Here is a 25,964-nt window from a genome sequence, read left to right on the forward strand (position 1 = left end):
CTGTGCCTCGAACTCTCCCTGCTGGGCGGCACACCGCCCGGCCCGGCGGCACGCTCTCGGCGGATTGCCCCCTGCGCTGAGGGCTGGCTCCGACTACTGTTCAGAGGATGGCCTCGGCGCATCGAACGCCCGGGCGAGGACGCCCTCCGGCCATCACGACCCCCAAGGGAACATCATGACTCGCGAACTGGTCTGGACCGGCTTCATGACGCTCGACGGCATCGTCGACTCCCCCGGCGGCGTGGTCGAGGGGCATCCGCAGGGCGGCTGGGTCCTCAGCACACCGATGGACCCTGAGGCCTTCTCCCTGAAGGGCGAGGAGATCGCCGAGACGTCCGCACTCATGTTCGGCCGGCGCAGCTACGAGGACTTCGCGCCGGAGTGGAACGGCTCCCCGGATCACGCCGCCTACCAGGACATCCCGAAGCTCGTCGTCTCCAGCTCGCTCGACGAGGCGGATCTGGTCGACGGCTGGGGCGAGACCCGGATCCTCCGCAGCACGGAGGACGTCGCGGAGGTGAAGCGGGACGAGCACGGCGCTGGTGGCGCGATCTTCATCCACGGCAGCGCAGAGCTCGCCCGCCGTCTCGCCGAAGCGGATCTCATCGACTGCTACCACCTGCTGCTGTTCCCGGTGCTGCTGGGCACGGGGAAGCGGGCTCTGCCCACCTCGGAGCACGAGCGACGGGATCTGAAGCTGCGCGACAGCGCCACCTACTCCAACGGCGTGGTGAAGCTCGTCTACGACGCCGTGCGCTGACCTCGATCGGCCATCGGCCGGAGAGACCGCCAAGGGACCATGGTCTACTGCAACTCATGAACCCGCCCGACGTCGTCCTGGTGCATGGCCTCTTCCATCAGCCCGCCCACATGGAGAAGCTCGCCGGCGTGCTGCGGCGCGAGGGAGCGATCGTCCACATCCCGCGCCTGCATCGCGGCTCCCTCGCCGAAGACGTCGCCGCGGTCCAGGAGGTGGTCGACGGCTGCGAGAGCACACCCGTCCTCCTGGGCCACAGCTACGGCGGCGCCGTCATCGCGGATGTTCATGGCGGGTGTGCGCAGGTCTTCGTCGCGGCGTTCGTCCCCGATGTGGGCGAGTCCTGCGCAGAGCTGGGCGGCCCGGACGCCCTCATCAACCCGTGGGTTCGCCCGCATCCGTCGGGCGGTTCCTGCATCGATCCTGAGGACGCGATCGAGCTGTTCTACGCCGACTGCTCTCCTCGCGACGCTGAACGAGGCGCCGCACTGCTCGTGCCCCAGGCAGGCGGCCACGGTCGGGGGATCGTTCAGCACGCGACGTGGAATAGCGCTCCGAGCAACTACATCGTCTGCTCGGAGGACCGAGCCGTGGATCCGGCTCTGCAGCGCCGTATGGCGGAGCGCTGCACCACCAGTCAGACAGTCGCCACGAGCCATTCGCCGTACATCTCGCAGCCAGAGGTACTGGCCCAGATCATCACCAGCTTCTGACCAGAGCGTCCTGACGTCCTCACCGTCACCGCGATCTCGAGCCCTCGCCCCGGGTTCGAGGCGCCAGGATCTCGATCGCCGATCACCGCGTCTTGGTAGTCTCGCGGCATAGAGAGTACGTCTCTCGGGTGGGTGGGAATCTCCAGGATTCCGTCATGCCACTACAGCCCTCCACGTCGACATCGACGCCCGTCAACTCGTCCCGTCGCGGCGCACTCGGCCTCCTGGCCGTGCTCATCTGCGCGACTGCCATCGGGGCGGTGAACCTGGCCGCACTGCAGATGGTCGCTGCTCGCCTGGGCAGCTACGCCCCGGCCGCCCTGGTCGTCGGGGCATTCTCCCTGGGCAATGCACTCGGCCTCGTCGCCCAAGGTCGACTGATCGATCGGTATTCCGCGACTCGCGTCCTCTACCCGGCCTCCGCGATCTTCTGCCTCGCGCTCAGCTCTGCGGTGTTCTGGCATTCGACCCACCAGGGGGTCTACCTCGGGCTGTTCCTCCTGGCCGGACTCTCACTCCCCGCGGTCACCGGTGTCGTCCGCGCTGCCGTGCCGGCCCTCTACCCCGAACGCCTTCATCTGCGGATGTACTCGGCCATCGCCGTGACGTTCCAGGCGGGCATGGCCTGCGGACCGCTCGCAGCGGCCGCCTTCTCCCCGCTGCGGTACAGCGGTTACGCCTTCCTCGTCATCGCCGGTCTCGTCGCGGCGTCAACCGTGTGCGTGGCCGGGCTGCCACGCCCAACGCGCCCCGCGGCTCAGCTGCTGGCATCGTCCCCGGGACAGCCGATGCGCCCCCCGCCAGCACGCTCAGGTCGCACAGACCCGGCGCTGCTGACCCGCGGCTACGTCACGGTCCTGCTGGGGATGGCGGGCTTCGGAATCTCCACCGGCGTGATCGCCGTAGGCGTGCCTGCGGCGCTCGACGCGGCCAACCCTGCTCTCGTCGGTGTCGCCTTCACCGCGTTGGCAGTCGGCGATCTGAGCTCGGGCATGCTCTACGGCAGCCGCAACTGGCCCGGAACCCTTCGCCAGCACCTGCTGCTGTCCCTGGTCCTCGCAGCCTGCGCCGCAGCGCTTCTCGCGTCACTGGTCAGTTGGCCGGCACTGGCACTCTGCGCGATGTTCCTGCTGGGAGCGATGAGCACGCCCGCCGGAATCGCGATGTCGGCCCTCCTGGACATCACGGTGCCTCGATCGCGACTGACCGTGGCCTACACCTCGATGATCGCGACAAACCTGGTGGCGGTCTCCCTCGGCAGCGCCGCCGCCGGGATGACGGTGGAGGCCGCGGGCCCGACACTCTCCCTGGTCATCGCTCCGCTGGCACTGCTCGGCGCCGCGTGCATCGTCGCGATGCGTCGACGCTCGATCAGCTGATCCCGGGCCGACCGCTCGCTCCGTCCGGGCCGTGCTCCATCAGAGCGCGACACGGAGAGCGAGATCGTCGGGACGACGGGTTCGATCTGCGCGACGATTCCGCAGCGGCTCGTGACGACCCGGCGCTGACAGACCTTCCGCTCGAGCCACGGCCTCACTCTGCACAGTGAGGACGTCACTTTCTACAGTGAGGACGTCACTCTCTACAGTGAGACGCTCAGTGCATACAGTGAGGCGCTCCCGGACGTACCTCCTCCGGCCTTCCCGGTGAGCCGGAGCCGAGGCGAGACCCCGATCCGTTAGCCACACGCCCGGAAGATCAGCTGGCCGTCGGCGCCTCCGCGGCGAGCACGGCGTCGAGCAGGCCCGGGAACCGCTGGGCGAGGTCGTCCTCGCGCAGGCAGTTGAGGATGGCGGTCCCCCGGTAGCGCTGCGAGATAACGCCGGCCTCGCGCAGCACACGGAAGTGATGGGTGGAGGTCGACTTGGTGACCGGCAGCTCGAAGGCGATGCAGGCCTGATCGTCGTGCCCATCGGCGAGCTGGGCGACGATCGTGCGCCGGATCGGGTCCGCGAGCGCGGAGAGCACCTGGTCGAGGGCGATCTCCTGGACGTCAGGGTGATCGAGGGTACGCACTGCCGCCTCCTGGTCGGTCGGAACGAGCACCCATAGTACTAGGGTTCCCGTAGTACGCTTCCCGTCGTACTAACCGGCAATCCCCTGGAGGCGTCTCCCGTGACGACCCTGTTCACCCCCATCCAGCTCCGCGGCCTCGAGATCCCCAACCGGGCCTGGATGTCCCCCATGTGCACCTACAGCGCGGACCCGTCGGCCACTGCCGCGGGCCGTCCGACGGACTTCCACCTCGCCCACTACTCCGCGCGGGCCGCCGGCGGGGCGGGCCTGGTGGTGCTGGAGGCCACCGGCGTGGCTCCCGAGGGACGGATCTCCCCGTTCGACCTGGGCCTGTGGGACGACACGCAGATCCCCGACTTCGCCCGGGTCGCCTCCGCGATCCGCGCCCAGGGCGCCGTCGCCGGGATCCAGCTCGCGCACGCCGGGCGCAAGGCCTCCACCGGGCGCCCCTGGGAGGGCGGCGCCTGGCTCGGTGCCGACGCCCTCGGGTGGACGCCGCACGGGGCCAGCCCCGTCGCGTTCCCCGGCGGCCCCGTCCCCCAGGAGATGAGCCGGGAGGACATCGCCGCCGTCGTGACCTCGTTCGCCGACGCGGCACGCCGCGCCCTCGAGGCCGGCTTCCAGGTCGCCGAGATCCACGCGGCGCACGGCTACCTGCTGCACTCGTTCCTGTCCCCGCTCGCGAACCAGCGCACCGACGAGTACGGCGGCGACCTCGCCGGCCGGGCGCGGCTCGTGCTCGAGGTCATCGACGCCGTCCGCGAGGTCTGGCCGCAGGACCAGCCCGTCTTCCTGCGCATCTCCACCACCGACTGGGTGGAGGAGAACCCCGAGGACGCCCGCGAGAGCTGGACCTACGAGCAGTCCGCCCAGCTGGCCACATGGGCCGGCGAGCACGGCGTGGACCTCGTCGACGCCTCCTCGGGCGGCTCCGACGTCGTCCCGATCCCGCACGATGAGGACTACCAGACCCGCTACGCCGCGCGCCTGAGCCGCGACACGGACGTGCAGGTCGCGGCCGTCGGCCGGGTGAAGAACGCCGCGCGCGCCGACCAGCTGATCCGCGACGGCGAGGCCGACGCCGTGTTCGTGGGGCGCGAGATGCTCCGCGATCCCTCCTGGGCCAACCACGCGGCCCGCGAGCTCGGCACGACCCCGCGGTTCATCGAGCAGTACGCCTACGCGCTGTGACGATGGACCGTGACGACGAGCCCTTCGCGGCGCTGACCCCGGACGCGAGGGATCAGCGCCGCTGAGGATCACGGCACGAGCGTGATCAGGCGCTGGGTGGCGCGGGTCTGCGCGACGTACAGGTCGCGCAGGCCCGCGTCCCCGGCGTTCTCCATGGCGGCCGGGTCGACGATGAGCACGGTGTCGAACTCGAGGCCGCGGGCCTCCGGGGCACCGAGCACCGTGACTCCCGTCGAGCTCAGCGCCGCCTCGAGCGCCGCGGCTTCGGCGGCGGGCGCGACGACGCCGATCAGCTCCCCCGGGTGCGCGGCGCCGAGCTCACCGATCAGGGAGTGGAGCGCGGCCTCGACGTCGCCGCGCTCCGCGGTGACGGTCCGCGGCGGTTCGCCGTGGCGGATGGAGCGGGACAGCTGCTGGTCCGGGGCGATCCTCGCCAGCAGCGGCCGGGTCGTCTCCAGGATCTCGGCCGTGGTGCGGTAGTTGATCGTCAGGGCGTGGTGGAGGAACCGGTCCTGGACGAACGGCTCCAGAGCGTCGGCCCAGGTCCGCACCGTCGTGGTCGGGCCCGCCTGGGCGAGGTCGCCCACCACTGTCATCGAGCGCGCCGGGCAGCGGCGCATCAGCACTCTCCAGTGCATCGGCGAGAGCTGCTGGGCCTCGTCGACGACCACGTGGCCGAACGTCTCGCCGGGCGGTCCGTCCACGAGGGCTCGCGCTTCGTCGAGCAGGGCGAGATCGGCAGTGGACCACTCCCCCGGGGCGTCGTCCGCGATCTGCGCGAGCTCCTCGGCAGCGGCGTCCGGGAGCATCGCCGCGAGCGCCGACGGATCACCGAGCACGCCGCGCACCACGTGCTCGGCCTCCAGCCGTGGCCAGATCTGCTCCACGGCGCGGTCGATGCCGGGATCCTCGAGCAGCTCGTCGCGGATCGCGTCCCAGTCGATGTCGAGGGCAGACGCCGTGCTGCTCGCGGGACCCGCTCCGGAATCCCCGAGATCCTTCGCGGCCAGGCGGTCGAAGCTGATCCCGAGCAGCGCCTTGGCCTCGTGCTCGAAGTCGGCGTCCTCCTGCGTCGACCGTGCTTCCAGCTCGGTGACCAGGTCCTCGACGATGGCCTCGGTGAACAGCTCGCGGGCGGGGTTGTGGCCGATCCCGCCCTGCAGCGCGAAGCGCCGTGCCGCATCGACCAGGCCGGCGTCCAGGACGAGGGCGTCGTGCGCGGTGCGCAGCCCGAGCGGCACGCCGTGCGGCTCCCGGTCGCGCACCCACGTCGCCAGGGCGTCCGCGAGCTCGGCGCGGCCCTTGAGGCGCGCGAGGTGATCGGGTTCGGTGCGCTGCGCGTCCACCTGCACGAGGTCCGACAGGGTCGACAGCTGCACGTCGTTCTCGCCGAGCGAGGGCAGCACGTCGGAGATATAGGTCAGGAACCGCTGGTTCGGCCCGTGCACGAGCACCCCGTGGCCGGCGACCGACGGCCACGCGTAGAGCACGTAGGCGGCGCGGTGGAGGGCCACGATGGTCTTGCCCGTCCCGGGGCCGCCGTCGACCACCATGACCCCGCGGTGCGGTGAGCGGACGATCTGGTCCTGCTCCGTCTGGAGGGTCGAGGCCGCTTCGCGCATGCGCCCGGTGCGCGCCCCGCCGAGCGCGGCGACGAGCGGGCCGTCGCCCACGACGTCCTCCGGGAGCGGCGGGCTGCCGTCGAGGATCTCATCACTGAGGTCCACGACCCGACGCTGCTGCACCCGCAGGTGGCGGCGCTTCCGCACGCCCATCGGGTGGGCCATCGTCGCCGCGTAGAAGGGCCGCGCAGCCTCCGCGCGCCAATCCACCAGGAGGATGTCCCCGGTATCCGTCCGCATCCCGATCCGTCCGATGTGCAGGCTCCCGCCGCCCTCCGCACGGTCGATGCGACCGAAGCACAGGCCCTGCTCCGCGGCACGCAGCTGACCGATCCTGTCCTGCAGCCGATGGAACTCGAGGTCCCGCGCGTGGGTGCCCGCGGGGCCCTCCGCCGGTTCTGCCAGCACGCGGTCCCGCGCCGTCTCCCGTGCCTGCAGATCGGCGTCGAGATGCGCGTACATCCCCTCCAGCGCGCGCTGCTCGATCTCTGCCTGGATCGCCTGATCCTCGTTTTGACCTGCCATGCTCATCTGCTCCCCCATGCACCCCGCCGTTCTGACCCCCACCAACTATGGGGATCGGGCGGCAGATGCACAACGTTGACTTTCCCCGGGAGCTCTGCCCGTGAGCAGGACATCTCGGCGCGCACCGTGACGACATCTGCCACGATGTCACCATGGCTGAACCGCGAGACCTCCGCCCCGCCGCCGACGCGATCGCCTCCATCGTCGAAGGCGTTCCAACGGACTCCCTGACGCATCCGACCCCGTCGACGGAATACCTCGTCGGCGATCTCCTCGAGCACATCGACGGCCTGTCCACCGGGTTGCAGGCAGCGGCCCGGAAGCAGCCCGTGCCCGAATCCGAGCTGCGCGACGGGGACGCGGATCTGCTGCGCCCCGACTGGCGCGAGCGCATCCCCGTCCAGCTGGCCGACCTGGCCCGTGCCTGGGCGCCGCCCTCCGCGTGGCAGGGGGAGACGGTCGAGGGCGGAGTGCCCCTGCTGGCCTCCGCAGCAGGGATGTTCGTGCTCGACGAGCTCGTGGTCCACGGCTGGGAGCTCGCCCGCGCCACCGGTCAGCCGTTCGACGCCCCCGAGGACGATGTGCTCGCCCTCATCGACTTCCTGTCCTCGCTGCCGCCGATGCCGGAGGGCGAGAGGCTCTTCGCCCCGCGCGAGCCGGTGCCGGAGACTGCACCGGCGATGGACCGCCTCCTCGGCCTGACCGGCCGCGACCCGTCCTGGCTGGGGGCGGCGCGCGAGCGCTGAGCACACCGCTACCCTCGAGCCATGGACAGCCCCGCGATCCGCGTACGCGACGCCACGAGCGACGACGTCGAGGCGCTGACCGGTCTCGCCGCCCAGGTGCAGACTCTCCACGCCGAGGGCCGACCGGATCTGTTCCGACCCGCTGATGGCGATGCGCTGCGTGAGTTCCTGACCGCGCGCCTCGCCGATCACTTCATCGTGCTCATCGCAGAGGACCTCGACAGTCACGCTCTCGGATACCTGCTGGCGGAGGTGACCTCGCGACCCGAATCCCCCTTCCAGCTCGCGCACACGGCCATGTACGTCCATCACATCGCGGTGGATGCGGGTGCCCGCCGCCAGCGCGTGGGCGAGCTCCTCATGGACGAGATCGCCGAGCGTGCACGGCAGGCCTCCGCGAGCACCATCCGCCTGGACTCGTGGTCCTTCAACACCGACGCCCACCGCTTCTTCGAGGCACAGGGGTTTGCGGCATCGCGGGTCATCTTCGAAAGGCCGGCCGACGCGGCGGAGTAGCTCGATCGTCGAGGGCTCGAGCCGGGTGCCGCGCCTACACTCGGCGCATGGATCGCGACGACCTCCTCGAGCACATCGCCTCGCGCCGTCGCGCGGCTCGGCACCCGCTCGTCGTCGGGATCTCGGGATACTGCGGATCCGGGAAGTCGACCCTGGCCCGTGACCTGGTGGGCTCGCTCTCCGGTGCGGTGCGACTGCGCGGCGATGACTTCCTCGATCCATCCCGCTCGCACCAGCGCTCGACCGACTGGGACGGCGTCGATCGGGCACGCCTCGTCACGGAGGTCCTGGAGCCTTTCCGTGCTGATCTGCCCAGCACCTTCCGTCGCTTCGACTGGTCCACCCGTGCCTTGGCCGACCCCGAACCGATCCCGCGCACCGATCTCCTCGTCGTCGACCTCATCGGGCTCTTCCACCCCGAAGCGCTCGCGCACCTCGACATCCGGATCTGGTGCGATGTCGAGCTCGAGGTCGCTGCCCGCCGCGGCCTCGCCCGGGATCGAGCGCTCGGCCGGAACCATGTGGCTCTGTGGCACGACGTCTGGATCCCGAACGAGCGCGACTTCGAACAGAACTTCTCACCCCGGGACCATGCTGACCTCTTCTACGTCCTGCCGGCTTGGCGGGGCGCCGGTGCGTCCACGGAGAGCACTCCCGGAGCAGCCATGCCCGAGGGTCCGACGCGATGACCGCGACGACGCGGCGAAGGGTGTGGACGATCGCCATCGTCGTCGTCGCGATCCTCGCCCTGCTCTACGGAGGCCGCGTGGCGGTGCAGTTCATGGGAGCTACGGAGGGCGATGTGCCTTCCGCGTCCGACATCCCGCTTCCCGACGGCGCCACGATCGTCGGTGAGAGCCGTGACTGCGGGAGTGGAGGCTGCTGGGTGACGTTCTCGGTGCAACCCCCACCTGGCCAGTCGCCGGCCGAGCTCGCCCAGGAGCTGGGGGCGACCCCTCAGCTCGAGATCCCCGGGACGTTCCTTGACCCGCGCACGACGTGGCTGACGGCAGAGCCGAAGACCGACGTGCTCTCCGTGCAAGCGGACTACTTCTCCCAGCGATGGACCCCGTAGCCGACCAATGCCGTCGGGCGGAATGGCTCATACCGGGCAGCTGCCGTGCGCTGGGCGTAGCTTCGGCCGCTGGCTAGGATCAGCCGGATGAGTCCAACTTTCCCCGCCCCGCTGACGCCCGGCGACGTCGTCGGCGTGACGAGCCCGTCCTCCGGGGTGCCCGCTGAGCTGCAGCCCCGCCTGGACGTCGCCGTGCAGGTCGTTCGGGATGCCGGCTTCGAGGTCGAGATCGGCTCCTGCATGGACGGGTCGACGCTCGTGAGCGCGCCGGCCGCGGAGCGGGCTGCGGAGTTCCAGCGGATGCTGGTGGACCCGTCGCTCCGGGCGATCGTCCCGCCCTGGGGCGGCGAGCTGGCCATCGACGTCATCCCCCTGCTCGACTGGGAGGCGATCGCCGCAGCGGAGCCGACGTGGGTGGTGGGGTTCTCCGACATCTCCACGCTCATCACCCCGCTGACCCTGCTCACGGGATGGGCCACAGTCCACGGTCAGAACCTCCTGGACACCCCGTACGCGATCCCCGAGGGTCTGCTCGGATGGCTCGACCTCGTGCAGCTGCCCGTCGGATCCACGGTCACGCAGTCCTCCCCCGGTGCCTACCGACACGGCTTCGTGGACTACGTCGAGCACCCGGAGGTCGACGAGTACGTGCTCGACACCCCCGGCAGCTGGTGCCGGCTGGACTCCCTGGGCGGTGACGTCGACGTGACGGGCCGTCTCCTCGGAGGATGCATCGAGACCCTCTCGAACCTCGCCGGCACCCGCTATCTCGACCCCACACCGTTGGCCGCGGCCGGTGACGGCCTGATCTTCTACGTGGAGGCCACCGGGGACGACGCGGCCGAGATCTGCCGGAACCTCCACGGCATGCGACTCAGCGGGTTCTTCGACGGCGCCTCGGCCATCCTCGTCGGACGAACTCCTGCGCCGTCCCTCGAGACCCTCACCCAGCACGAGGCGGTCATCGACGCCCTGGGCTCCCTGGGCGTGCCGCTCCTCGCCGACGTCGAGTGCGGCCACATCGCGCCGTACATGCCGCTGGTGAACGGGGCGCTGTGCCGGGTCGAGCACACCGCAGAGACGTCACGCCTGACCCAGACGCTCGCCTGAGAACGGTGCCCTCCGTCGCAGCACACCGATCTCGCAGTGATACCTTCGCCCTCGTCAGCTGGCCTCGCAAGGTCGGTGCCATGCATCCAGTCCGTCGGAAGGCAACCGTCATGAAGGTGCTCGTCATCGGGGCGACCGGGAACATCGGCCGCGTCGCAGCGTCCGCGCTCGAGAAGCAGGGGCACGAGGTCGTCCGCGCCTCCCGGTCGAGCGAGCCGTCGGTCGATCTGGCCGATTCAGCGTCGGTCGCCGCGCTGTTCGACGCGGTCGGTCCGCTGGACGCCGTGGTCGTCACCGCCGGTGGCGTGCCCTTCAAGCCGGTCACCGAGCTCACGCGCGAGGACTATGCGGACGCGTTCGCCGTGAAGACTCTCGGGCAGCTCGATGTGGTCCGCCATGCCTTCGACCATCTGAACGCCGACGGTTCGGTCACGCTCACGTCCGGGGTCCTGTCCCGCGAACCGATCGCCACCGCCGCGGCCGCCGCGGCCGCCAACGGGGCGATCGAGTCGTTCGTGACCACCGCGGCGACCGAGGCACCGCGCGGCATCCGCCTCAACGTCGTCTCCCCCGACGTGCTCGAGAACTCCCCGCACTTCCACGCGACGTTCCCCGGCCACCGGCCCGTCTCCGACGAGGAGGTGGCCAGGGCGTTCGTCCGTGCGGTCGACGGGGTGGACACCGGTCGGACGATCATCGTCTGAGGATCCCTGGCCCGGGCGAGATGCCCCGGACGGCTCCTCGGGCGCCCGCCCGGGTGTTCCGCAGGCGTCAGCCGCGCGAGACCCGCTCCGGGAAGACGTCCGGGTGCTTCTCCTGCACGCGCGAGAGCCGCCAGCGGTCGGGGAACAGCGCGACGGGCTCGCCGCTGGGTCGGAAGAGCACTTCGACCCCGCTGATCGACGCGATCGTGGAGACCTCGGAGCGCGCGAAGGGGCGCGACAGGCTGTACGGCATCGGCGGATCGAGCGCGATCTCGACCCCGAACTCACGACGCATCCGCTCGTAGACCACCTCGAACTGCAGTTCGCCGACCGCTGCGAGCACCGGCCCGCCGGGGCTGCCGTTCGAATCCCGGAGCAGCTGGATGGCGCCCTCCTCCTCGAGCTGGGCGAGGCCCTTGGTGAAGCGCTTGTGGCGCGCGGTGTCCAGGGACCGGGCAACGCGGAAACGCTCCGGGTCGAAGCGGGGCATGCCCGGGAAGACGACGCGACTGCCCTCGTGGATGGTGTCCCCGACGTGCAGACCGGTGGTGTTGACGAAGCCGACGACGTCGCCGGGCCAGGATTCATCGACGGTGGCTCGGCTGCGTCCGACGAGGTGATGGGCGTACTTCGAGGACACCGGGCGACCTGACTGCGCATGACGGAGCTCCATGCCTCGGCTGAACACGCCGGAGTTCACCCGGACGAACGCGACCTGGTCGCGGTGGGCAGGGTTCATGCCCGCCTGGATCTTGAACACATAGCCGGAGAACTCGGCGTCCAGCGGCCTGGCCACCCCCGCCTCGTCGGGCCGGGGGCGGGGCGCCGGCGCGCGATGGAGGAGGAAGTCCAGCAGGTACCGCACGCCGATGTTCCCCGCGGCGGCGGCGAACAGCACGGGGGTCTGCTCGCCGTCGAGGAACGGCTGGGCCTCGAACGTCCCGTTCAGCTCGGCCGCGACCCCGGCACCCTCGACCGCCTCATGCCAGAGCTCCTCGCCCAGTCCGCTGTCGGTGGCACCGTCAACGATCTCCTCGCGGGCCAGGCGCGCCCCGGAGGCGACGACCTCATGCCGCAGATAGGTCGATGCCCCGGGCTCCAGCAGCCCGCGGAACTCCCCGGCGTATCCCACCGGCCAGTTCACGGCGACCGGCGTGCGACCCGTGGCCTCCTGGATGTCGTCGAAGAGCTCGAGGGCTTCCAGCCCCGGCCGGTCCCATTTGTTGATCACGGTCACCACGGGGAGCCCGAGCCGCCGGCAGGCGTCGAAGAGCTTGCGGGTCTGGGCCTCCATGCCCTTGGCCGCGTCGACGAGCATGACGGCGAAGTCCACCGCGGTCAGCACCCGGAAGGTGTCCTCGGAGAAGTCCGAGTGCCCGGGGGTGTCCAGCAGGTTGACGACGACGTCGTGGTAGTCGAAGCGCAGAGCGGTCGAGGTGATCGAGATGCCTCGCTCGCGCTCGACCTCGCCCCAGTCGGAGAGGCTCGCGGCACGGCTCGCCTTGCCATGGGTCGCGCCGGCCTTGTCCACCAGGCGGGCGTGCAGCGCCAGCGCCTCGGTGAGAGTCGACTTGCCCGCGTCCGGGTGCGAGATCACCGCGAACGTGCGGCGTCGCGTCGCCTCCGCGAGCACACGGGGCGAGGTCGAGGTGGGGTCCGGAGAAGTGAGCATCATCAGCACTCTACGTGCGGGGGCGGAGGATGCCCCAGGGACGGACCGCCATCGACGCGCTGATCACAACGGACAGCCCTCGGCGCACACCAACCGGATCTACTCAGAAGAGAAGGGCCACCGCGCTCACTCTTCGAGCCGGCCACAACTCACGGCGTGTGACTCTGCCACCCTGCATCACCTTCACCGAGGACCTTCTGGGCGTGCTCGAACTGCGGGACTGCCGCGATGAACCGCTCCCTATACCCCTCGAACTGCTCACCACCTGCCATGCGCAGTGCGCGCGAGATCGCGATGATCGAGCACGTCAGCGCGACACTGTCCCGTAGCTGGCCGGGGTCGATATCGAGAGACCTCGCCCCCTCGAGATAGCTCTCCTGCAAAGACTCCACGGGAGCGTCGACCCACATGCTGAAGGTCGCGAGGTCCGCACCGATCGGGGCATGGCCCAGCTGGTCCCAGTCGATCGCGGTGACCACCCCGGCGTCGTGGCGCAGCAGGTTCCGCGGAAGGGCGTCACCGTGCGAGAGCACGTGGGGCATCTCGTCGAGCAGCGTCAGGGCGCCCGATCGACGCGACCAGATCTCCTCCGCCAGCCGTCGGATCCCGGTGTCGACGCCCTCGAGATCGACAGCCCCCACACCGGAGGCCTCGGCCAAGCGTGCACGGTCGCGGAGCCGACCGGTCACGAACCATCCCGGGTCCTCGATCCCGACAGTGGCGAACCGTCCCAGGGCTGTCGCAGCAATCAGCGGCGGGATCGGGCCGACGGTGATCTCACGGGTCCACAGGGTCGCGCCCGCCGAGTCCTCATGCACATAGGACTCGGGTGCGACGAGCCCGTCGAACGCCGCCGTCATGCCCGATGAGGCGACGTCGATCTCGCGACGCCACCACCGGAAGGACCTCGGATCGCGGCTCGGGTCGCCGCGTCGGATCCTCTTGACGACCCAGGATCCGTCGTCGCGTCGAGCGCGCCACACCCCGGCGGTCGCTGCGCCCTCGCCGCCACCGAGCGCATCCCAGTCGGAGCAGGGCACCCACGAAGCCGTCATCGGTGCAGAGTACGCGTGCTGCAATAGCCTCATGCCCCATCACGTCGTCGCCGGTGCCCTCCTCGGACCGCAGGGCGTTCTCCTCGTCCACCGGAGTCCGAACCGCCGGTACTACCCGGCCTGCTGGGACTTCCCCGGCGGTCATATCGAACCCGGCGAGAGCGCAGCCGCGGCCCTGGTCCGGGAGCTTCGCGAGGAGATCGGCGTCGACGCGACGGTCACCGGTGCGCCGGCTCTGCGAGTCGTGGAGAACGAGACGGCCGACGACGGGCTGGTTCTCCAGCTGTGGATCGTCACCGACTGGGATGGGGTACCTGCCAATCTGGCGACCGATGAGCACGATGAACTGCGATGGGTCGACGCCCACGATGTCTCCACGCTCTATCTGGCTCACCCGTCCTACCTGCCGTTCCTCGGTGGGCCGACGGGCACCGTGGCGTACGTGCTGCCGATGGCCTCGACGCCAGGGCCTCGTCCCGGGAGAATCACTGCATGACAGGCACTCATGGCATGGCGGAAGACGATTCGATCGCACCGTGGCAGTCACTCTCGTCCGGGTACGAGCGGGCGCGTGCTCGAGAGGATTCCTTTGATCGACTCGTGGAGTGGCCCGCACAGCGGGAGCTCATCGGTGATGTCACGGGACTCGCGGTTCTGGACGCCGGATGCGGCAACGGGGAGAAGATCGTCCAGCTGGCCGACGAGGGTGCTTCCGTCGCCGTCGGTGTCGACATCAGTGCGAACTTCCCGTCCTCGCGATCGGGGGCAGAGCTCATGCAGGGCGATCTGTCCGACCTGTCCGCGATACCCGGGCTCTCCGGGAGGTCGTTCGATCGGATCCTCTTCCTGCAGTCGATCGGGTATGCCGCCGACGGCGTCGCTGCTCTTCGTGCCGCGCGGGACATGCTGACTGAGAACGGCTTCATCATCGTCACCCGGACGCAGCCCGTGCGGTACGCCCTCGAGCAGGCAGAGCAGAATGGGACCACTCTGGGAGAGGAGTACTTCTCGACTGAGGCGTTCCCGTACCGTCACACGGCCTGGGATGACGGCGTGACGCTCATGAAGACGCCATACACAATGTCGGATCTCCTCAATATGTTCAGCCAGGCCGGGCTGTGGATCGAGGCCACCCTTGAGCCGCAGATGCCTGTCGAGGCAGCAAGGCGGTATCCGCACAAGCAGGCGGCGTTGGACACGCACCTCGGGATCCTCATATTCAGATTGCGTGCTCTGCCAGCGATGACGTCCTAGGTCCCGGGACTCGGCACGGCGAAGGATGCCCGGCGAGAATTCGGCGGAACGATACGGTGGTCAGTCGCGGTGCGCGTGCGTTCCTCACGGCCTGTCTACGGCCGGTATTCCTTTGGACTTACGAACCAAAGTCGACGGCAGTCTCAACCGGTCAACGCAGAACCCGCCGGGACTGCATATCTCTGGGCGCATGGTGCGCGTCCGAGCCGACTGGCCCGTTAACGTAGTCGTGTGGAGATCCAGGTTCGCAATGCGACGGCAGCTGACATTCCGAGCGCTGCGCGCACGCTCGCTGCCGCCTTTCATGACTACCCATGGACTCGCTGGTCAGTCCCTGCTGCGGACTACGCGGAACGACTGGAGGAGCTGCAAGGGCTCTACCTCCACCACGCCCTCGGGTGCGGACTTGTGCTCGTAGACGACAAGCAGCGGGGTGTGGCGGCTCTCCTTCCACCCGATGCACCAGAACCGGGTGCACTCGCTCAGGAGCGCATCGCCGAGTTGTTGGGCGATCGCCTCCACGCGCTGCTGGCGACAGAACTTCCCGAGCACCCCGCCGGGTCGTGGGACCTCGCCACCATCGGGGTGGATCCCGACAGCCAGGGAAAGGGTGTGGCCTCCGCGATCCTCGCTGAAGCGCTGCGCCGGCTCGACAGCTACCGAGCTGCCACTGCGCTCGAGACCTCAGCCGCTCGTAATGTCGCCCTGTATTCGCGGCATGGCTTCACCGTGACCGCGACGACCGAGATCCCTCACGGCCCCGTCGTCCACTCGATGCTCCGCTGCGCGGCCGACATCTGACTCGACCGTTGATGGCACGCGTCACTGGTCGGGTGCCACATGAGCATGCCATCAGCATCCACGGGGCCTCTGCTAGGTCGCCACCGGCAGTCGTGCCGCGTGCTCAGGGACTTGCCCGGGCCATCTGTGTGGTCGCAGAAAGCCATCGCAGAGCTCGGCCCGCCTGCGCCGGGCAGGCGTCTCATCGACGAGGGTCTCGCCGTCGTCAGGCGGCGCCGCCTTCGGCGGGAAGCTGCCTGATCACCGTCGCCGGGCTGCCCACGGCGACGACGTGGTCCGGGATGTCGCGCAGCACGACGCTCCCCGCCCCGATCACGGTGTTGCGGCCGATGGTGACCCCGGCGCCCACGGTGACCGAGGCGCCCAGCCACGTGTTCTCCCCGATGGAGATGGGAAGCGCCTGCTCCCACCCGTCGCGACGACGTGCGTGATCCTCGACGGGATGCAGCGCCGTCATCAGCTGCGCCCCGGGACCGAGCCGGACGTCCGGCCCGAGAGTGATCGCCGCATCGTCCATGAGGAAGGCATTCGCGTTGACGAAGGCGCGCTCTCCGAGCCGGATGTTCGTGCCGTAGGTGCACTGGAAGCGCGGGACCACCGTCGCCCCCTCCCCCACGGCACCCAGCATCGCGATCAGCGCATCACGCCGCACCTCGTCCTCGTCGGCCCTCGCGCCGTTGAACGTGTCCAGCAGTCGCCAGCAGTCGCGGCGTCGGGCCTGCAGCTCGGGGCCATCGAGATACCACTCGCCGCACGCAAGCCGTTCAGAGTGCGTGTCCATCACTCGATGATCGCAGGAAGCGCAGGCCGCCCTGGCAAGCCACCACGGATGGTCTCCGGGGCCTCATCGAAGCAGGCTCCTGCGAGTCCGCCCTCAGGAGTGCCAGAGGATGTAGTCCACGATGAAGTACAGGATCGCCGGCGAGATCAGCTCGAGGAGCCCCAGCGGGATGGTCCACCACGGTCTCCCCGCGATCACCGTCTTCGCCCGAGGAGGGGAGCGAGGACAACGGCCGTGGAATGCCCGACTCAGCTCGCGCAGAGGTCGGTGTCGGCGGGCCTGGCCGCGGTCTCGATCGGCGTCACGTCGGAGGGCTCCTGCGGGCCGGCCGGGGAGCCGGTGGGGGATGCAGCCGTTGCGGGAGCCGTCGATCCGGCCCCGTCCGCACCTTCGGTATCGCCGCCGTCATCCGCAGCGCTCCCGTCGTCCCCGCCCGACGACAGGAGAGGTACGTCGCGCCTCAGATGCTCGAACACGGCCTCGGCCTCCGCAGAGGGCACCACCCGATTGGCATCACCGGGCGCCGCCTGCCACGGCATGGTCAGGAAGGAGATGTCCTCCGTGGGGACGCGGGACACCCGGCTGCCGAGGGCCGCCATGTCGGCGATCCCGCTCAGCCCGGGGTCGACGGTGAGCGCCGAGGTGGTCGCGTCCAGGAAGGAGTAGAGCCGGTCGGGTCTCGCGATCACCTGCCGGCTCGTCGCCTCCTGCACCACCGCGGACATCACCATCTGCTGGTGGCCGAGGCGGGCGATGTCGCTGCCGTCGCCCACGGCGTGCCGGGTGCGGGCGAGGGCCAGGGCATCCTTGCCGCCGAGGGTCTGCTGACCGGCGGGCAGGTCGAGGTCCGCCGCGGGGTCCTCCAGGGCGTCGGGCAGGCACACGGGCAGACCGCCGAGGGCGTCGATGATCGCCATGAAGCCCTCGAAGTCCAGTTCGACGAAATGGTCGACCGGCACGCCGGTGAGCTCCTCCACCGCGGCGACCGAGCAGGCCGGGCCGTAGTTCAGAGCGGCGTTGAGCATCCCGCGCCCACCGGGGAAGCTTCCGTCCCCGGTGTCCTCGCAGGCCGGCAGGTCCAGGAGGGTGTCCCGTGGCAGCTGCACGGCGTCGATGCGGTCGTCGTCGGCCGAGAGATGCGCGAGCACCATCGCGTCGCTGCGCCGGGAGCCGTCGGCCTCCCCGAAGGACTCCTCGGCGAGGTCGCGGCTGTCGGACCCCAGCAGCAGGATGTTGAGATCGCCGTGCGCCGCACCGCGCTCCGCACTCGACCCGGCACGGAGCGGGGAGGTGGTGATGTTCCCGCTCAGCTGCCTCATCGTGGCGGCCGCCCCGACGCCCAGCACGAGCATGCCCACGAGGGTGAGCACCGTCGCGATCCGTGCCGGTCGCAGCGCGATGGTCCGGCTCCCGAGCCGTCGGTGCTGGGGCTGCGGACGCCCCATCGGTCGATCTCTCCTCGAGGCAGCGCCCACGGTCGCGCCCTCCTCCCCCTGATGTTCTGTCCTGGTCCGCGGACCAGGTCACCATGGGCATGCCCGCGCACTCCAATAGGCCGCGCAGGTTGATCCATGCACCGGCGCTATGTGCGCACCGTCCGGGCAGGTCAGCTCGGGTCCGGAGCGGCCGGCTGCGGCGAGCGGCGGCCTACGGCTCCAGGGGCTCCATGAGCGCCAGGAGCCCGCCCAGCGCCGGGTTCCTGCGCCCTCCGGGGCGGTGGATGATCCCGATGGAGCGCCGCACGGGTGAGCGCAGCGGGACCAGGCGGCCGCCGAACGCGGGTGCCGTGCGCGCGAGCACGTCGGGGACGACGGTGACCCCGTCGGACGCGATGCTCAGCGGCACGAGGCTGTCGCGCTGCGTGGTGGTGATGATCCGGGCGGGCTCGACGTCGAGCGACCGGTAGACGGAGTCGGTGAGCTGCCGGATGGAGGTTCCGCGGGGCAGGGTGACGAGCGTGCGCTCGGCCAGGTCAGCGGCGGACAGCGGCTCGCCAGCGGGCGCGGCCTCGCCGGTGACGTCAGCTGCGGCCGACGGCAGCACGGCTGCGAACTCCTGGGCGGGCAGCGGACTCACCGCGAGGTCCGCAGGGACGCGGTCGATGACCCCCGCGGCGGCATCCGCCCTGCCCACGCGGACCGCCTCGAACAGCTCCTCCGCGTCCTCGACCGTGAACACCTCCACCCGCACCCCCGGATGCTCCTGGTGGAACCGGCCGACGAGATCGGTCAGCACGCTGGCCACGAGCGAGGGCAGTCCGGTCACGCGCAGCGAGCCCGTGCTCAGCGCCCTCGCGGACGCGGTCATGGCCACGATCGAGCCCATCTCCGCCAGCGCGCGCCGCCCGGCCGCCGCCACGTCCCGGCCGCTCCCGGTGAGCTCCATCCGTCGACCGACGGGCGTGAACAGGCGGATGTCCAGAGCGTCCTCGAGCGTGTGGATCCGGCGGGACAGCGAGGGCTGGGAGATCCGCAGGAACTCCGCCGCGGCCGTGAAGGAGCCGTGGTCGACCACCGCGATGAGCGCCTCGACCTGGGTGAGACTGGGCGCGGCGCCCCGGCCGCCGCGGGATCCCGCCGCGTCGCCCCGGGGAAGATCCTGTTCTGCTGCCGCCATCGTGACCCGCCTCCTGGTCGTCGTCGGACTGCAGGTCGAGGATACGGAACGGGACCCGGCGGCTTGTCGGACGGATGCCCGCACCTGCGTGACGGACACCACACATACTGATCCGTGAGGATCTCCGGTCCCATGACGTCTTCCTGGTGTCACCATCCGCAGGCACCGGTGGAACCGGGCCGCATCGAAGGAGCACACACATGTCGAACGCTTCCATCCCCCAGACCGGTCAGCAGCAGGAGCGCGAGGCGGCGCAGCGCGAGGCCGAGCAGCAGAAGGCGCGCGAGCAGCAGCAGGTCGCCGCGCAGGAGAAGACGCCCCGCGGCCCCCTGCAGACCGACCGCGGCGTGACCACCCTGGACGAGACCGTGGTCGCCAAGATCTCCGGCATGGCAGCTCGTGAGGTCCCCGGCGTCTACGACATGGGCAACGCCGTGCGTCGGGCGTTCTCCGCCGTCACCGACCGCATCCCCAACGGGCAGACCAACGTCACCGGCGGCATCGCGGTGGAGAAGGGCGAGACCCAGACGGCGGTCGACGTGACCGTGGTCGTGGAGTACGGCGCCTCGATCGTCGAGGTCGGCAACGCGATCCGTCGCAACGTCATCGACCAGGTCGAGAGCACCACCGGCCTCGAGGTCATCGAGGTCAACGTGAACGTCGTCGACGTCCACCTCCCCGGCCAGGACGACGAGCCCGCCCCCGAGCAGCGCAGCGCCGACCTGAAGTGACCCGTCCCGCGCGGGTCGGGCCCGATCCCGCGCCCGCCCCGCCCCCTGCTCGAGGAGCTGTCATGAAGACATCGCAATTCGCCCTGCTGGTGGGCCTGCTGCTGGGCGCCGCCCTGGCGTTCGGCACGTTCGGCCAGTTCTTCCTGGTCCTGATCTTCGCCGTGATCGGACTCGCCGTCGGCATGACGATCGAGGGCCGCATCGAGATCCGGGGCCTCACCGATCGCTGGAGGCGGTGACCATGTCCGCCACCCTTGGCACGCCTCCGCTGGAGGGTCGCGGCACCACGAGCGTCCCCGCCCACGTGGTCGCCCGGATCGCGGAGCAGGTCGCCTCGGAGGTCCCGCACATCGGGTCCGACGCCGGCGGTGTGCTCGGCGTCGGGGCGCGGAAGGACTTCTCCTCCCGCCCCTCCGCCCGCTGCGAGCTCTACGGCCGCACCGCCGTCCTCACCCTGGACGTCGGAGTCGACTTCCCCAGCCCTCTCGAGACCGCGCTGAGCACCCTGCGTGAGCAGGTGCGCGAGCGGGTCGAGCACCTGACCGGCCTGGAGGTGGGGCGTCTTGACGTCACCATCTCCTGGCTGAACCCTGCGACCCGAGCGAGGAGGGCCCTGCGATGAGCAGCGCACCGCGCCGGCTGGACCGGCGCCCGTCCCGCAGCACCCCCGTGGTCCTGCTCGCCCTGGTGCTCCTGGCGAGCGGACTCCTCGGGGTCTGGCTGCTGGGCACCCTCCTGATCGACGGCGCCTGGCCGACCGCCGCGCAGGGGCGCATCGACTCGATCGGTGGCCTGCGCCTGGACTCCACCCCGATGCTCGTGAGCGCCGGTGTGCTGGCCGTGCTCGGCCTGATCATGCTCCTGGCGGCGCTGCTTCCCGGCGCCAGCTCGCGCAGCCGGGTCCTCGCCGGGGAGGTCCCTGGTCAGACGGTCGTCTCCCATCGTGATCTGGCCCGCCGGGTGACGCTCCGGGTGGAGCGGGTCGACGGCGTGCACAGCGCCCGGACCACCATCTCCGGTCGCCGGCTGACCGTGCTCGCCCGTACCGTCGTCGACGATGCGGACTCCGTGCTCACCGCCGCCCGCGAGGCCGCCGAGCAGTCCGTCGCCGAGCTCCGCCCCACCACCGCGTTCCGCACCCGCGTGCGGATCCAGCGGAAGAACTGAGAGGAGAGATCATGCGCACCGTCTCCGGACCCCGCAACCGCCTGATCCTCGTGGTGGCATCCGTGATCGCCCTGCTCGCGGCGGCGTGGCTCGCCTCCGCAGCGCTGGGGCTCACGACCCGCTGGCCCGGCGCCGAGGTGGTCCTCCCTCACGGCGGCTCGACCCCGGCCTCCCTGGCCGCGGCCCATGACCAGTGGATGCTCCCGGTCGCCGTCGTGGCGACCGTGCTCGCCGTGGTGATCGGCATCTGGCTGCTCGTCCTCCAGGTCCCCTCCCGCCCCACGACCGCTCCCCTGCGGTTCTCCGACGACCGCTCCGCCCTGCTCGGGACTCTCGAGCCGGCCGTGCTCGAACGCGCGCTGTCCGAGCACATCGAGGACGTCTCGGGCGTGCTCGAGGCCTCCGTGCAGGTCAGCGGCACGACCACGGCGGTCTGGGTACAGGCGTCGGCCACGATCGCCGAGGACGCCGAGGCCTGCTGGGCGGCGCAGTCCGTCCGCGGCCGACTCGCCGAGGACATCCGCACGGTGCTGGGCATCGAGGCCCGACAGATCGATCTGCTGATCCGTCTGCGCTCGTCGGCCGCCCCCTCGCGCTCCCTGGTCGGCACCCCGGAACGCGTCCCCGCCGCCCGGCAGAGCACATTCGCCCAGCAGAGCACGTCCACCCAGCAGGAGGCATCGGCAGATCCGGGGACGGCCCCCGCATGACCCCGGAGACCACCCCGGAGGAGCGGGCTCTCGTGCTGCGCGCGCAGGACGGCGAGTCCGCCGCCTTCGAGCAGCTCGTGGACCTGCACCAGGGCCGCCTGTTCCGGATCGCGTTCATGGTGGTCGGCGACCGCCAGGACGCGGAGGACGTGGTCCAGGAGTCCCTGGTCCTCGCCTGGCGGCGGCTGCATCTGCTCGAGGACCCGGCCGCCTTCCGCGGCTGGGTCGCCCAGATCTGCACCCGCCGCGCGACGGACGTGGTGCGCCGGCTGGCGCGGCGCGGAACCTCCGCGGCGGCCGACGAGGACCTCGAGGCCGGCTTCGGGGAGACGGCGGGCTCCGGCGAATCGGCAGGTGTTTCGCAGGTGTCCCCGAGCCGCTCCAGCACGAGAGACCCGGCCGCGAGCGCCCTGGTCAACGCCCAGATGCGCGCCCTCGCCGGAATTCTCGGCTCGATCGAACCCGCCCTGCGCACCTGCTGGGTGCTGCGCGAGATCGACGGGATGTCCTATCGCGAGATCTGCCGCATCGTCGACGCCACGGAGCCCACGGTGCGCGGCCGGATCGCCCGCGCACGCACCCAGATCGTCCGAGAGATGGAGGAATGGAGGTGAACCCCATGCCCGACCACGACCAGCCCGACCACGACCAGCCTCACCACGACCAGCACGATCCGGCCCCCGAGGACGACGCAGCCACCGCGCGGTACCTCGACCTGATCCGCGCCGTGCACACCGAATGGGACGAGCTGGAGAGCGCCGGCGACAGCTCGGTGCAGCTCTCCGCCGGAGCGCTGTCGACCATCAAGGAGTCCGTGCGCGCCGACGCCCGCCACGGCGCCCACGTGCACATGCCGCCCACGCCCGCCGGCCCGTTCACCGTGTCCGAACTGACCCTGCGCACGCTGGTGCGCCGCACGATCGACGCGGTCCCGGACGCCCGGGCACTGCGCACGACGTTCGAGTACGCAGACACTGGGCCGACCGGGTCGTCCGCATCATCGGGGTCGTCCGGGTCGACTGCGTCCTTCGGGTCGTCCGCACGCTCGCGCGGACTGCCCACCCGGGCGTCCTGCCGCCTCTCCGCGCGGCTCGGCACCCCGGACCTGCCCGCTCTGGCCGACGAGGTCCGCGCCGCGGTGCGCCTCGCCTGCGAGACGGACCTCGGCCTGACCGACCTGACCGTCGACATCCACATCGAGGATCTCCATGCACCCCGTCAGTCCCCAGCGCCCCGTGAGCACTGAGCCCGCCCGGACCCCCGCCACCGGGGCCGCCGCCCTGATCGACGTGGTCACGGCCGTGCCCGGCGTGGTCGGTCTCGAACCCGGGATCGCGACCACGCTGCGCACTCTCGATGCGCGCCTGCGCCGCTCCACCCCCTCGGCCGCCCGCTACGGGCTGGTGATCGACCCGGGGACCGGTGACGTGATCGTCGAGATCAGCGTGGGCGGCCCGCTCCCGGTGCGCAGCGTGGTCGAGGAGGTGCAGCGCGCCGTCCAGCTCGCCGTGGGCGATCCCGCGACGGGGCGGCCCGAGGTGCTGGTGCGCGTGCAGTCCCTCTCGACGCCCTGAGCCCGGCTCAGTTGCTGACGGGGTCGTAGTCCTTGTCGGACACGAACGCCTCGAACTGCTCCTCGCTGCCGTAGAAGAGGTTCGAATCTCCCGCGAAGGGGCCGGAGTCGGAGTACTGCCAGATCTCCCAGGCGTTCCAGGTGCCGGGGATCTCGACGCCCTCGGGCGGGTTCTCCGTGTACGCGGCCACGTGCAGCGGCACGTTCTTCGGGGCCCACTGCGGGCCCACCTGGTCGTCCCAGAACCAGGCGCCGGTGTAGACCACCGGGGTGCGGCCGGTCTCCGTGCGGTAGTGATCGACCCACTCGGTCACCCAGGCCTGGAGGTCCTCCCGGCCGAGGCCCGTGGGGTTGGTCTCGACATCGAGCATGCCGGGCAGGGTGCGGCCGTCGTCTGTCCAGCCGCCGCCGTTGTCCAGGAAGTAGTCGCACTCGTCGACCGGTCCGCTGTTGCCGGGCTCGGCGTAGTGGTAGGCGCCGCGCACCAGACCGGCGTCGTAGGAGCCGCCGTACTGCTGCGCGAAGTACGGGTTCGGGTACCAGTTCCCCTGCGTGGTCTTGCAGTAGGCGAACCTCGAGCCGAGCTCCTTCTGGGCGGCCCAGTCGACGTTCCCCTGGTGCGAGGAGACGTCCTGGCCGCGGATCCCGGCATCCTCCGCCCGGGCCCTGGCAGGCAGCAGCGCGGCGGAGGTGCCGCCGAGGGCGGCGGCTCCGGCAGTGCCGAGCAGCGCGGAACGCAGCACGGTGCGACGGTCGACGCGGTGAGCGGGTCGGGCTGACATGGTGTTCATCTCGGATCCTTCTCTCCTGGTCGGGGCCGGTTCCGCAGTCGGGGCGGCCGGCCCCTGCTCGCCGTCCGATCCCCTGCCGGGCGGTCCCGCGACGCTATCGATTCCCGGTGACGACGACCACACCCTTTGCCCGATGTTCATCGTCGGCGCGGGTCATGACGAGGGTTCCGACGCCCTACCGCTCGGCGTCCGGGATCGTGATCCGTGCCCCAGGGCCGGGGCGGACCGCGATGCCCGCCCACGAGCGGACGTACCGTGTCGACGGGCAGATCCCTGCCTCCCCACCGCGCGAGCCCCCTTTCGGCGCGCGCACAGACCCAGCCCCGGAGCACTCCCCACGATGAGCACGACCGCGAACGCCACCCCCGACACCACCCGACGGGCACCCGGGCTGAAGGCGCGGCACATCCACTTCATCGCGCTCGGCTCGGCGATCGGCACCGGCCTGTTCTACGGCTCCGCCGGGGCGATCCAGGCGGCCGGCCCGTCCGTGCTGCTGGTGTACCTGCTCGGTGGCGCGGTCGTGTACTTCATGCTGCGGGCGCTCGGGGAGATGGCGGTGCGGATGCCGATCTCCGGCTCCTTCGCCGAGTACACGAGGCGCTTCCTGGGCGGCTGGGCCGGGTACATCACCGGCTGGATGTTCGCCTTCGAGATGCTCATCGTGTGCCTCGCAGACCTCACGGCGATCGCGATCTACATGCGGTTCTGGTTCCCCGACACCGCGCAGTGGATCTGGGTGATCCTCACGCTGCTGATCGTGGGGGCCGCGAACCTCGCCAGCGTGCGCTGGTTCGGGGAGCTCGAGTTCGTCTTCACGATCATCAAGGTCGCCGCGGTGATCGGGATGATCGTGGGCGGCGCCGCGATCCTCGTGTTCGGCCTCGGGGAGGGCGGCGGCGGGAATCCGCTGGCGAACCTCACGGCCGACGGCGGCTTCTTCCCGCACGGCGCCGGCGGCATGATCTCCGCGTTCATCCTGGTGCTGTTCGCCTTCGGCGGCACCGAGATCATCGGCGTGGCCGGCACCGAGGCGGAGGATCCGGGCACGGCGATCCCGAAGGCCGTGAACACGGTGCCCGTGCGGATCCTGCTGTTCTACGTGCTCGCGATCGGCGTGATCCTGCTGATCAATCCCTGGCGCACGATCACCGGCGAGGTGTCGCCGTTCGTGCAGATCTTCGACACCCTCGGCGTGAGCTGGGCAGCTGCACTGCTCAACGCCGTGGTGCTCACCGCGGCGCTGTCCGCGATCAACGCGGACCTCTTCGGCGCCGGCCGGGTGGTCGCGGGCATGGCCCGCGAGCGGCTCGCCCCGCGCGTGATGGCCACGACGGTGCACGGCGTCCCCGTCGTCACCACCCTCTCCCTGCTCGGCGTGCTGGTGGTCGGCGTGGCCCTGAACTACGCGCTGCCGGCGGAGGTCTTCACGATCGTCGCGTCCCTGGCCACCTTCGCCACGATCTTCGTGTGGCTGATGATCCTGCTCGCGCAGGTCGCCTCGCGCCGCGGCATGTCCCGCCAGGAGCGTACGGAGCTCGCCTTCCCGGTGCCGCTGTGGCCGTTCGGCCAGATCTTCGCGATCGCGTTCATCGTGTTCACCTTCGGCATCATGGTGTGGCAGCCCGGCTATCACACGGCGCTGCTGGTGGGCGCGGGATTCCTGGCCATCATGTCGCTGCTCTATACCGTCACGATCGGTCGCCGCGCGGCCCGCGCCTGACGTCAGGCGAGGCGCGCTGCGTCTGCAGGAGCAGTGGCAGCATTCCCTCGGCTCCTGTGAGGGGCGGCCAGAGATCCGCTGGAGTCCACGTACCTGCACGGCGGAATCCTCCCCA

30 protein-coding genes are annotated in these 25,964 nt (G+C 70.6%); 22 read left to right on the forward strand and 8 right to left on the reverse strand.

Features of this window, described 5'->3' with window-relative positions:
• The first annotated feature begins 175 nt into the window (after window positions 1–175).
• The 3 genes from ABD093_RS13410 to ABD093_RS13420 all read left to right on the forward strand — a co-directional run bounded on the left by ABD093_RS13410 (window position 176) and on the right by ABD093_RS13420 (window position 2,849).
• Entirely contained in the window at window positions 176–760 is a 585-nt protein-coding gene (locus ABD093_RS13410; protein ID WP_343925120.1) for a dihydrofolate reductase family protein, read from the forward strand.
• A 56-nt stretch (window positions 761–816) separates the two neighbouring features.
• Window positions 817–1,470 carry an alpha/beta hydrolase gene (locus tag ABD093_RS13415; RefSeq protein WP_343925122.1) on the forward strand — a complete coding sequence of 218 codons (654 nt, stop codon included), beginning with the start codon at window positions 817–819 and terminating at the stop codon, window positions 1,468–1,470.
• A gap of 155 nt (window positions 1,471–1,625) precedes the next feature.
• Window positions 1,626–2,849 carry an MFS transporter gene (locus ABD093_RS13420; protein ID WP_343925124.1) on the forward strand — a complete coding sequence of 408 codons (1,224 nt, stop codon included), beginning with the start codon at window positions 1,626–1,628 and terminating at the stop codon, window positions 2,847–2,849.
• 319 nt (window positions 2,850–3,168) lie between these two features.
• On the opposite strand, the gene ABD093_RS13425 is transcribed toward ABD093_RS13420, so the two are convergent.
• Window positions 3,169–3,486, reverse strand: a complete 318-nt coding sequence (locus ABD093_RS13425; protein WP_343925126.1) for an ArsR/SmtB family transcription factor — start codon at window positions 3,484–3,486, stop codon at window positions 3,169–3,171.
• Between the two features lie 99 nt (window positions 3,487–3,585).
• On the opposite strand from ABD093_RS13425, the gene ABD093_RS13430 reads away from it, so the two are divergent.
• Window positions 3,586–4,677: an NADH:flavin oxidoreductase/NADH oxidase gene (locus ABD093_RS13430; RefSeq protein ID WP_343925128.1), complete on the forward strand. Its 1,092-nt coding sequence runs from the start codon at window positions 3,586–3,588 to the stop codon at window positions 4,675–4,677.
• A 68-nt stretch (window positions 4,678–4,745) separates the two neighbouring features.
• Here the strand turns inward: ABD093_RS13430 and ABD093_RS13435 are convergent, their stop codons facing one another.
• A complete protein-coding gene (locus ABD093_RS13435) occupies window positions 4,746–6,824 on the reverse strand; it encodes a HelD family protein (protein ID WP_343925130.1) in 2,079 nt (692 codons plus the stop codon).
• A gap of 152 nt (window positions 6,825–6,976) precedes the next feature.
• Here ABD093_RS13435 and ABD093_RS13440 point away from each other — a divergent pair, with 152 nt between their 5' ends.
• The 6 genes from ABD093_RS13440 to ABD093_RS13465 all read left to right on the forward strand — a co-directional run bounded on the left by ABD093_RS13440 (window position 6,977) and on the right by ABD093_RS13465 (window position 10,975).
• Window positions 6,977–7,570, forward strand: a complete 594-nt coding sequence (locus tag ABD093_RS13440; protein WP_343925132.1) for a TIGR03086 family metal-binding protein — start codon at window positions 6,977–6,979, stop codon at window positions 7,568–7,570.
• Window positions 7,571–7,591: 21 nt separating this feature from the next.
• On the forward strand, window positions 7,592–8,086 hold the full coding sequence (locus tag ABD093_RS13445; RefSeq protein ID WP_193118777.1) for a GNAT family N-acetyltransferase: 495 nt from the start codon (window positions 7,592–7,594) through the stop codon (window positions 8,084–8,086).
• 47 nt (window positions 8,087–8,133) lie between these two features.
• Window positions 8,134–8,775, forward strand: a complete 642-nt coding sequence (locus tag ABD093_RS13450) for a uridine kinase family protein (RefSeq protein WP_343925134.1) — start codon at window positions 8,134–8,136, stop codon at window positions 8,773–8,775.
• Window positions 8,772–9,161 carry a hypothetical protein gene (locus tag ABD093_RS13455; protein ID WP_193118779.1) on the forward strand — a complete coding sequence of 130 codons (390 nt, stop codon included), beginning with the start codon at window positions 8,772–8,774 and terminating at the stop codon, window positions 9,159–9,161. The genes ABD093_RS13450 and ABD093_RS13455 overlap by 4 nt, the downstream gene beginning before the upstream one ends.
• 87 nt (window positions 9,162–9,248) lie before the next feature.
• On the forward strand, window positions 9,249–10,271 hold the full coding sequence (locus ABD093_RS13460; protein ID WP_343925136.1) for a S66 family peptidase: 1,023 nt from the start codon (window positions 9,249–9,251) through the stop codon (window positions 10,269–10,271).
• Between the two features lie 80 nt (window positions 10,272–10,351).
• Entirely contained in the window at window positions 10,352–10,975 is a 624-nt protein-coding gene (locus ABD093_RS13465) for a short chain dehydrogenase (RefSeq protein ID WP_343925138.1), read from the forward strand.
• 67 nt (window positions 10,976–11,042) lie between these two features.
• On the opposite strand, the gene ABD093_RS13470 is transcribed toward ABD093_RS13465, so the two are convergent.
• Together ABD093_RS13470 and ABD093_RS13475 are read right to left on the reverse strand one after the other, a co-directional pair.
• The gene (locus tag ABD093_RS13470) at window positions 11,043–12,650 is read right to left on the reverse strand and encodes a peptide chain release factor 3 (protein ID WP_343925140.1); all 1,608 of its coding nucleotides are present in this window, start codon (window positions 12,648–12,650) and stop codon (window positions 11,043–11,045) included.
• A 146-nt stretch (window positions 12,651–12,796) separates the two neighbouring features.
• Entirely contained in the window at window positions 12,797–13,702 is a 906-nt protein-coding gene (locus ABD093_RS13475; protein WP_343925142.1) for an aminoglycoside phosphotransferase family protein, read from the reverse strand.
• Between the two features lie 31 nt (window positions 13,703–13,733).
• On the opposite strand from ABD093_RS13475, the gene ABD093_RS13480 reads away from it, so the two are divergent.
• From ABD093_RS13480 to ABD093_RS13490, 3 genes are all read left to right on the forward strand, one after another.
• Window positions 13,734–14,198, forward strand: a complete 465-nt coding sequence (locus tag ABD093_RS13480; RefSeq protein WP_343925144.1) for an NUDIX domain-containing protein — start codon at window positions 13,734–13,736, stop codon at window positions 14,196–14,198.
• Window positions 14,195–14,956, forward strand: coding sequence for a class I SAM-dependent methyltransferase (locus ABD093_RS13485; protein WP_343925146.1), 762 nt, complete (start codon window positions 14,195–14,197; stop codon window positions 14,954–14,956). Before ABD093_RS13480 ends, ABD093_RS13485 begins: the two co-directional genes overlap by 4 nt.
• A 231-nt stretch (window positions 14,957–15,187) precedes the next feature.
• Entirely contained in the window at window positions 15,188–15,757 is a 570-nt protein-coding gene (locus ABD093_RS13490) for a GNAT family N-acetyltransferase (protein ID WP_343925148.1), read from the forward strand.
• Between the two features lie 205 nt (window positions 15,758–15,962).
• On the opposite strand, the gene ABD093_RS13495 is transcribed toward ABD093_RS13490, so the two are convergent.
• The 3 genes from ABD093_RS13495 to ABD093_RS13505 all read right to left on the reverse strand — a co-directional run bounded on the left by ABD093_RS13495 (window position 15,963) and on the right by ABD093_RS13505 (window position 19,154).
• Window positions 15,963–16,538: a sugar O-acetyltransferase gene (locus ABD093_RS13495; RefSeq protein WP_343925150.1), complete on the reverse strand. Its 576-nt coding sequence runs from the start codon at window positions 16,536–16,538 to the stop codon at window positions 15,963–15,965.
• Window positions 16,539–16,786: 248 nt separating this feature from the next.
• Complete coding sequence (locus ABD093_RS13500) at window positions 16,787–17,983, reverse strand: LCP family protein (protein ID WP_343925152.1); 1,197 nt, start codon at window positions 17,981–17,983, stop codon at window positions 16,787–16,789.
• A 202-nt stretch (window positions 17,984–18,185) separates the two neighbouring features.
• Window positions 18,186–19,154, reverse strand: coding sequence for a LysR family transcriptional regulator (locus tag ABD093_RS13505; protein WP_343925154.1), 969 nt, complete (start codon window positions 19,152–19,154; stop codon window positions 18,186–18,188).
• Between the two features lie 200 nt (window positions 19,155–19,354).
• Between ABD093_RS13505 and ABD093_RS13510 the strand changes: the two genes are divergently transcribed.
• The 8 genes from ABD093_RS13510 to ABD093_RS13545 all read left to right on the forward strand — a co-directional run bounded on the left by ABD093_RS13510 (window position 19,355) and on the right by ABD093_RS13545 (window position 23,336).
• Window positions 19,355–19,885: an Asp23/Gls24 family envelope stress response protein gene (locus ABD093_RS13510; protein ID WP_343925156.1), complete on the forward strand. Its 531-nt coding sequence runs from the start codon at window positions 19,355–19,357 to the stop codon at window positions 19,883–19,885.
• 62 nt (window positions 19,886–19,947) lie between these two features.
• Window positions 19,948–20,124, forward strand: a complete 177-nt coding sequence (locus ABD093_RS13515) for a hypothetical protein (RefSeq protein ID WP_343925158.1) — start codon at window positions 19,948–19,950, stop codon at window positions 20,122–20,124.
• 2 nt (window positions 20,125–20,126) lie between these two features.
• Window positions 20,127–20,507, forward strand: a complete 381-nt coding sequence (locus ABD093_RS13520) for an Asp23/Gls24 family envelope stress response protein (RefSeq protein ID WP_343925160.1) — start codon at window positions 20,127–20,129, stop codon at window positions 20,505–20,507.
• Window positions 20,504–21,052 (forward strand): DUF6286 domain-containing protein, encoded by a 549-nt coding sequence (locus ABD093_RS13525; RefSeq protein ID WP_343925162.1) that lies wholly within the window; start codon window positions 20,504–20,506, stop codon window positions 21,050–21,052. The genes ABD093_RS13520 and ABD093_RS13525 overlap by 4 nt, the downstream gene beginning before the upstream one ends.
• Window positions 21,053–21,063: 11 nt before the next feature.
• Window positions 21,064–21,762 (forward strand): Asp23/Gls24 family envelope stress response protein, encoded by a 699-nt coding sequence (locus tag ABD093_RS13530; RefSeq protein WP_343925164.1) that lies wholly within the window; start codon window positions 21,064–21,066, stop codon window positions 21,760–21,762.
• Window positions 21,759–22,376 carry an RNA polymerase sigma factor gene (locus ABD093_RS13535; protein WP_343925166.1) on the forward strand — a complete coding sequence of 206 codons (618 nt, stop codon included), beginning with the start codon at window positions 21,759–21,761 and terminating at the stop codon, window positions 22,374–22,376. The genes ABD093_RS13530 and ABD093_RS13535 overlap by 4 nt, the downstream gene beginning before the upstream one ends.
• A gap of 5 nt (window positions 22,377–22,381) precedes the next feature.
• On the forward strand, window positions 22,382–23,008 hold the full coding sequence (locus ABD093_RS13540; RefSeq protein WP_343925167.1) for an Asp23/Gls24 family envelope stress response protein: 627 nt from the start codon (window positions 22,382–22,384) through the stop codon (window positions 23,006–23,008).
• Window positions 22,998–23,336, forward strand: coding sequence for a hypothetical protein (locus ABD093_RS13545; protein ID WP_343925169.1), 339 nt, complete (start codon window positions 22,998–23,000; stop codon window positions 23,334–23,336). The genes ABD093_RS13540 and ABD093_RS13545 overlap by 11 nt, the downstream gene beginning before the upstream one ends.
• A gap of 7 nt (window positions 23,337–23,343) precedes the next feature.
• Here the strand turns inward: ABD093_RS13545 and ABD093_RS13550 are convergent, their stop codons facing one another.
• The gene (locus ABD093_RS13550; protein ID WP_343925171.1) at window positions 23,344–24,126 is read right to left on the reverse strand and encodes a GH25 family lysozyme; all 783 of its coding nucleotides are present in this window, start codon (window positions 24,124–24,126) and stop codon (window positions 23,344–23,346) included.
• Window positions 24,127–24,466: 340 nt separating this feature from the next.
• Between ABD093_RS13550 and ABD093_RS13555 the strand changes: the two genes are divergently transcribed.
• Entirely contained in the window at window positions 24,467–25,849 is a 1,383-nt protein-coding gene (locus ABD093_RS13555; RefSeq protein WP_343925173.1) for an amino acid permease, read from the forward strand.
• Window positions 25,850–25,964 lie beyond the last annotated feature (115 nt).

Origin of the sequence: Brachybacterium tyrofermentans (genome assembly GCF_039526165.1) — a bacterium.
Taxonomy (GTDB): Bacteria; Actinomycetota; Actinomycetes; order Actinomycetales; family Dermabacteraceae; genus Brachybacterium; species Brachybacterium tyrofermentans.

What these genes read in the sequence shown, in the direction of transcription:
- ABD093_RS13410 (WP_343925120.1), top strand. Translation starts at nt 176, where the DNA reads ATGACTCGCGAACTGGTCTGGACCGGCTTCATGACGCTCGACGGCATC.
- ABD093_RS13415 (WP_343925122.1), top strand. Translation starts at nt 817, where the DNA reads ATGAACCCGCCCGACGTCGTCCTGGTGCATGGCCTCTTCCATCAGCCC.
- ABD093_RS13420 (WP_343925124.1), top strand. Translation starts at nt 1,626, where the DNA reads ATGCCACTACAGCCCTCCACGTCGACATCGACGCCCGTCAACTCGTCC.
- ABD093_RS13435 (WP_343925130.1), bottom strand. Translation starts at nt 6,824, where the DNA reads ATGGCAGGTCAAAACGAGGATCAGGCGATCCAGGCAGAGATCGAGCAG.
- ABD093_RS13440 (WP_343925132.1), top strand. Translation starts at nt 6,977, where the DNA reads ATGGCTGAACCGCGAGACCTCCGCCCCGCCGCCGACGCGATCGCCTCC.
- ABD093_RS13445 (WP_193118777.1), top strand. Translation starts at nt 7,592, where the DNA reads ATGGACAGCCCCGCGATCCGCGTACGCGACGCCACGAGCGACGACGTC.
- ABD093_RS13450 (WP_343925134.1), top strand. Translation starts at nt 8,134, where the DNA reads ATGGATCGCGACGACCTCCTCGAGCACATCGCCTCGCGCCGTCGCGCG.
- ABD093_RS13455 (WP_193118779.1), top strand. Translation starts at nt 8,772, where the DNA reads ATGACCGCGACGACGCGGCGAAGGGTGTGGACGATCGCCATCGTCGTC.
- ABD093_RS13460 (WP_343925136.1), top strand. Translation starts at nt 9,249, where the DNA reads ATGAGTCCAACTTTCCCCGCCCCGCTGACGCCCGGCGACGTCGTCGGC.
- ABD093_RS13465 (WP_343925138.1), top strand. Translation starts at nt 10,352, where the DNA reads ATGCATCCAGTCCGTCGGAAGGCAACCGTCATGAAGGTGCTCGTCATC.
- ABD093_RS13470 (WP_343925140.1), bottom strand. Translation starts at nt 12,650, where the DNA reads ATGATGCTCACTTCTCCGGACCCCACCTCGACCTCGCCCCGTGTGCTC.
- ABD093_RS13475 (WP_343925142.1), bottom strand. Translation starts at nt 13,702, where the DNA reads ATGACGGCTTCGTGGGTGCCCTGCTCCGACTGGGATGCGCTCGGTGGC.
- ABD093_RS13480 (WP_343925144.1), top strand. Translation starts at nt 13,734, where the DNA reads ATGCCCCATCACGTCGTCGCCGGTGCCCTCCTCGGACCGCAGGGCGTT.
- ABD093_RS13485 (WP_343925146.1), top strand. Translation starts at nt 14,195, where the DNA reads ATGACAGGCACTCATGGCATGGCGGAAGACGATTCGATCGCACCGTGG.
- ABD093_RS13495 (WP_343925150.1), bottom strand. Translation starts at nt 16,538, where the DNA reads ATGGACACGCACTCTGAACGGCTTGCGTGCGGCGAGTGGTATCTCGAT.
- ABD093_RS13500 (WP_343925152.1), bottom strand. Translation starts at nt 17,983, where the DNA reads ATGGGGCGTCCGCAGCCCCAGCACCGACGGCTCGGGAGCCGGACCATC.
- ABD093_RS13505 (WP_343925154.1), bottom strand. Translation starts at nt 19,154, where the DNA reads ATGGCGGCAGCAGAACAGGATCTTCCCCGGGGCGACGCGGCGGGATCC.
- ABD093_RS13510 (WP_343925156.1), top strand. Translation starts at nt 19,355, where the DNA reads ATGTCGAACGCTTCCATCCCCCAGACCGGTCAGCAGCAGGAGCGCGAG.
- ABD093_RS13515 (WP_343925158.1), top strand. Translation starts at nt 19,948, where the DNA reads ATGAAGACATCGCAATTCGCCCTGCTGGTGGGCCTGCTGCTGGGCGCC.
- ABD093_RS13520 (WP_343925160.1), top strand. Translation starts at nt 20,127, where the DNA reads ATGTCCGCCACCCTTGGCACGCCTCCGCTGGAGGGTCGCGGCACCACG.
- ABD093_RS13525 (WP_343925162.1), top strand. Translation starts at nt 20,504, where the DNA reads ATGAGCAGCGCACCGCGCCGGCTGGACCGGCGCCCGTCCCGCAGCACC.
- ABD093_RS13530 (WP_343925164.1), top strand. Translation starts at nt 21,064, where the DNA reads ATGCGCACCGTCTCCGGACCCCGCAACCGCCTGATCCTCGTGGTGGCA.
- ABD093_RS13535 (WP_343925166.1), top strand. Translation starts at nt 21,759, where the DNA reads ATGACCCCGGAGACCACCCCGGAGGAGCGGGCTCTCGTGCTGCGCGCG.
- ABD093_RS13540 (WP_343925167.1), top strand. Translation starts at nt 22,382, where the DNA reads ATGCCCGACCACGACCAGCCCGACCACGACCAGCCTCACCACGACCAG.
- ABD093_RS13550 (WP_343925171.1), bottom strand. Translation starts at nt 24,126, where the DNA reads ATGAACACCATGTCAGCCCGACCCGCTCACCGCGTCGACCGTCGCACC.
- ABD093_RS13555 (WP_343925173.1), top strand. Translation starts at nt 24,467, where the DNA reads ATGAGCACGACCGCGAACGCCACCCCCGACACCACCCGACGGGCACCC.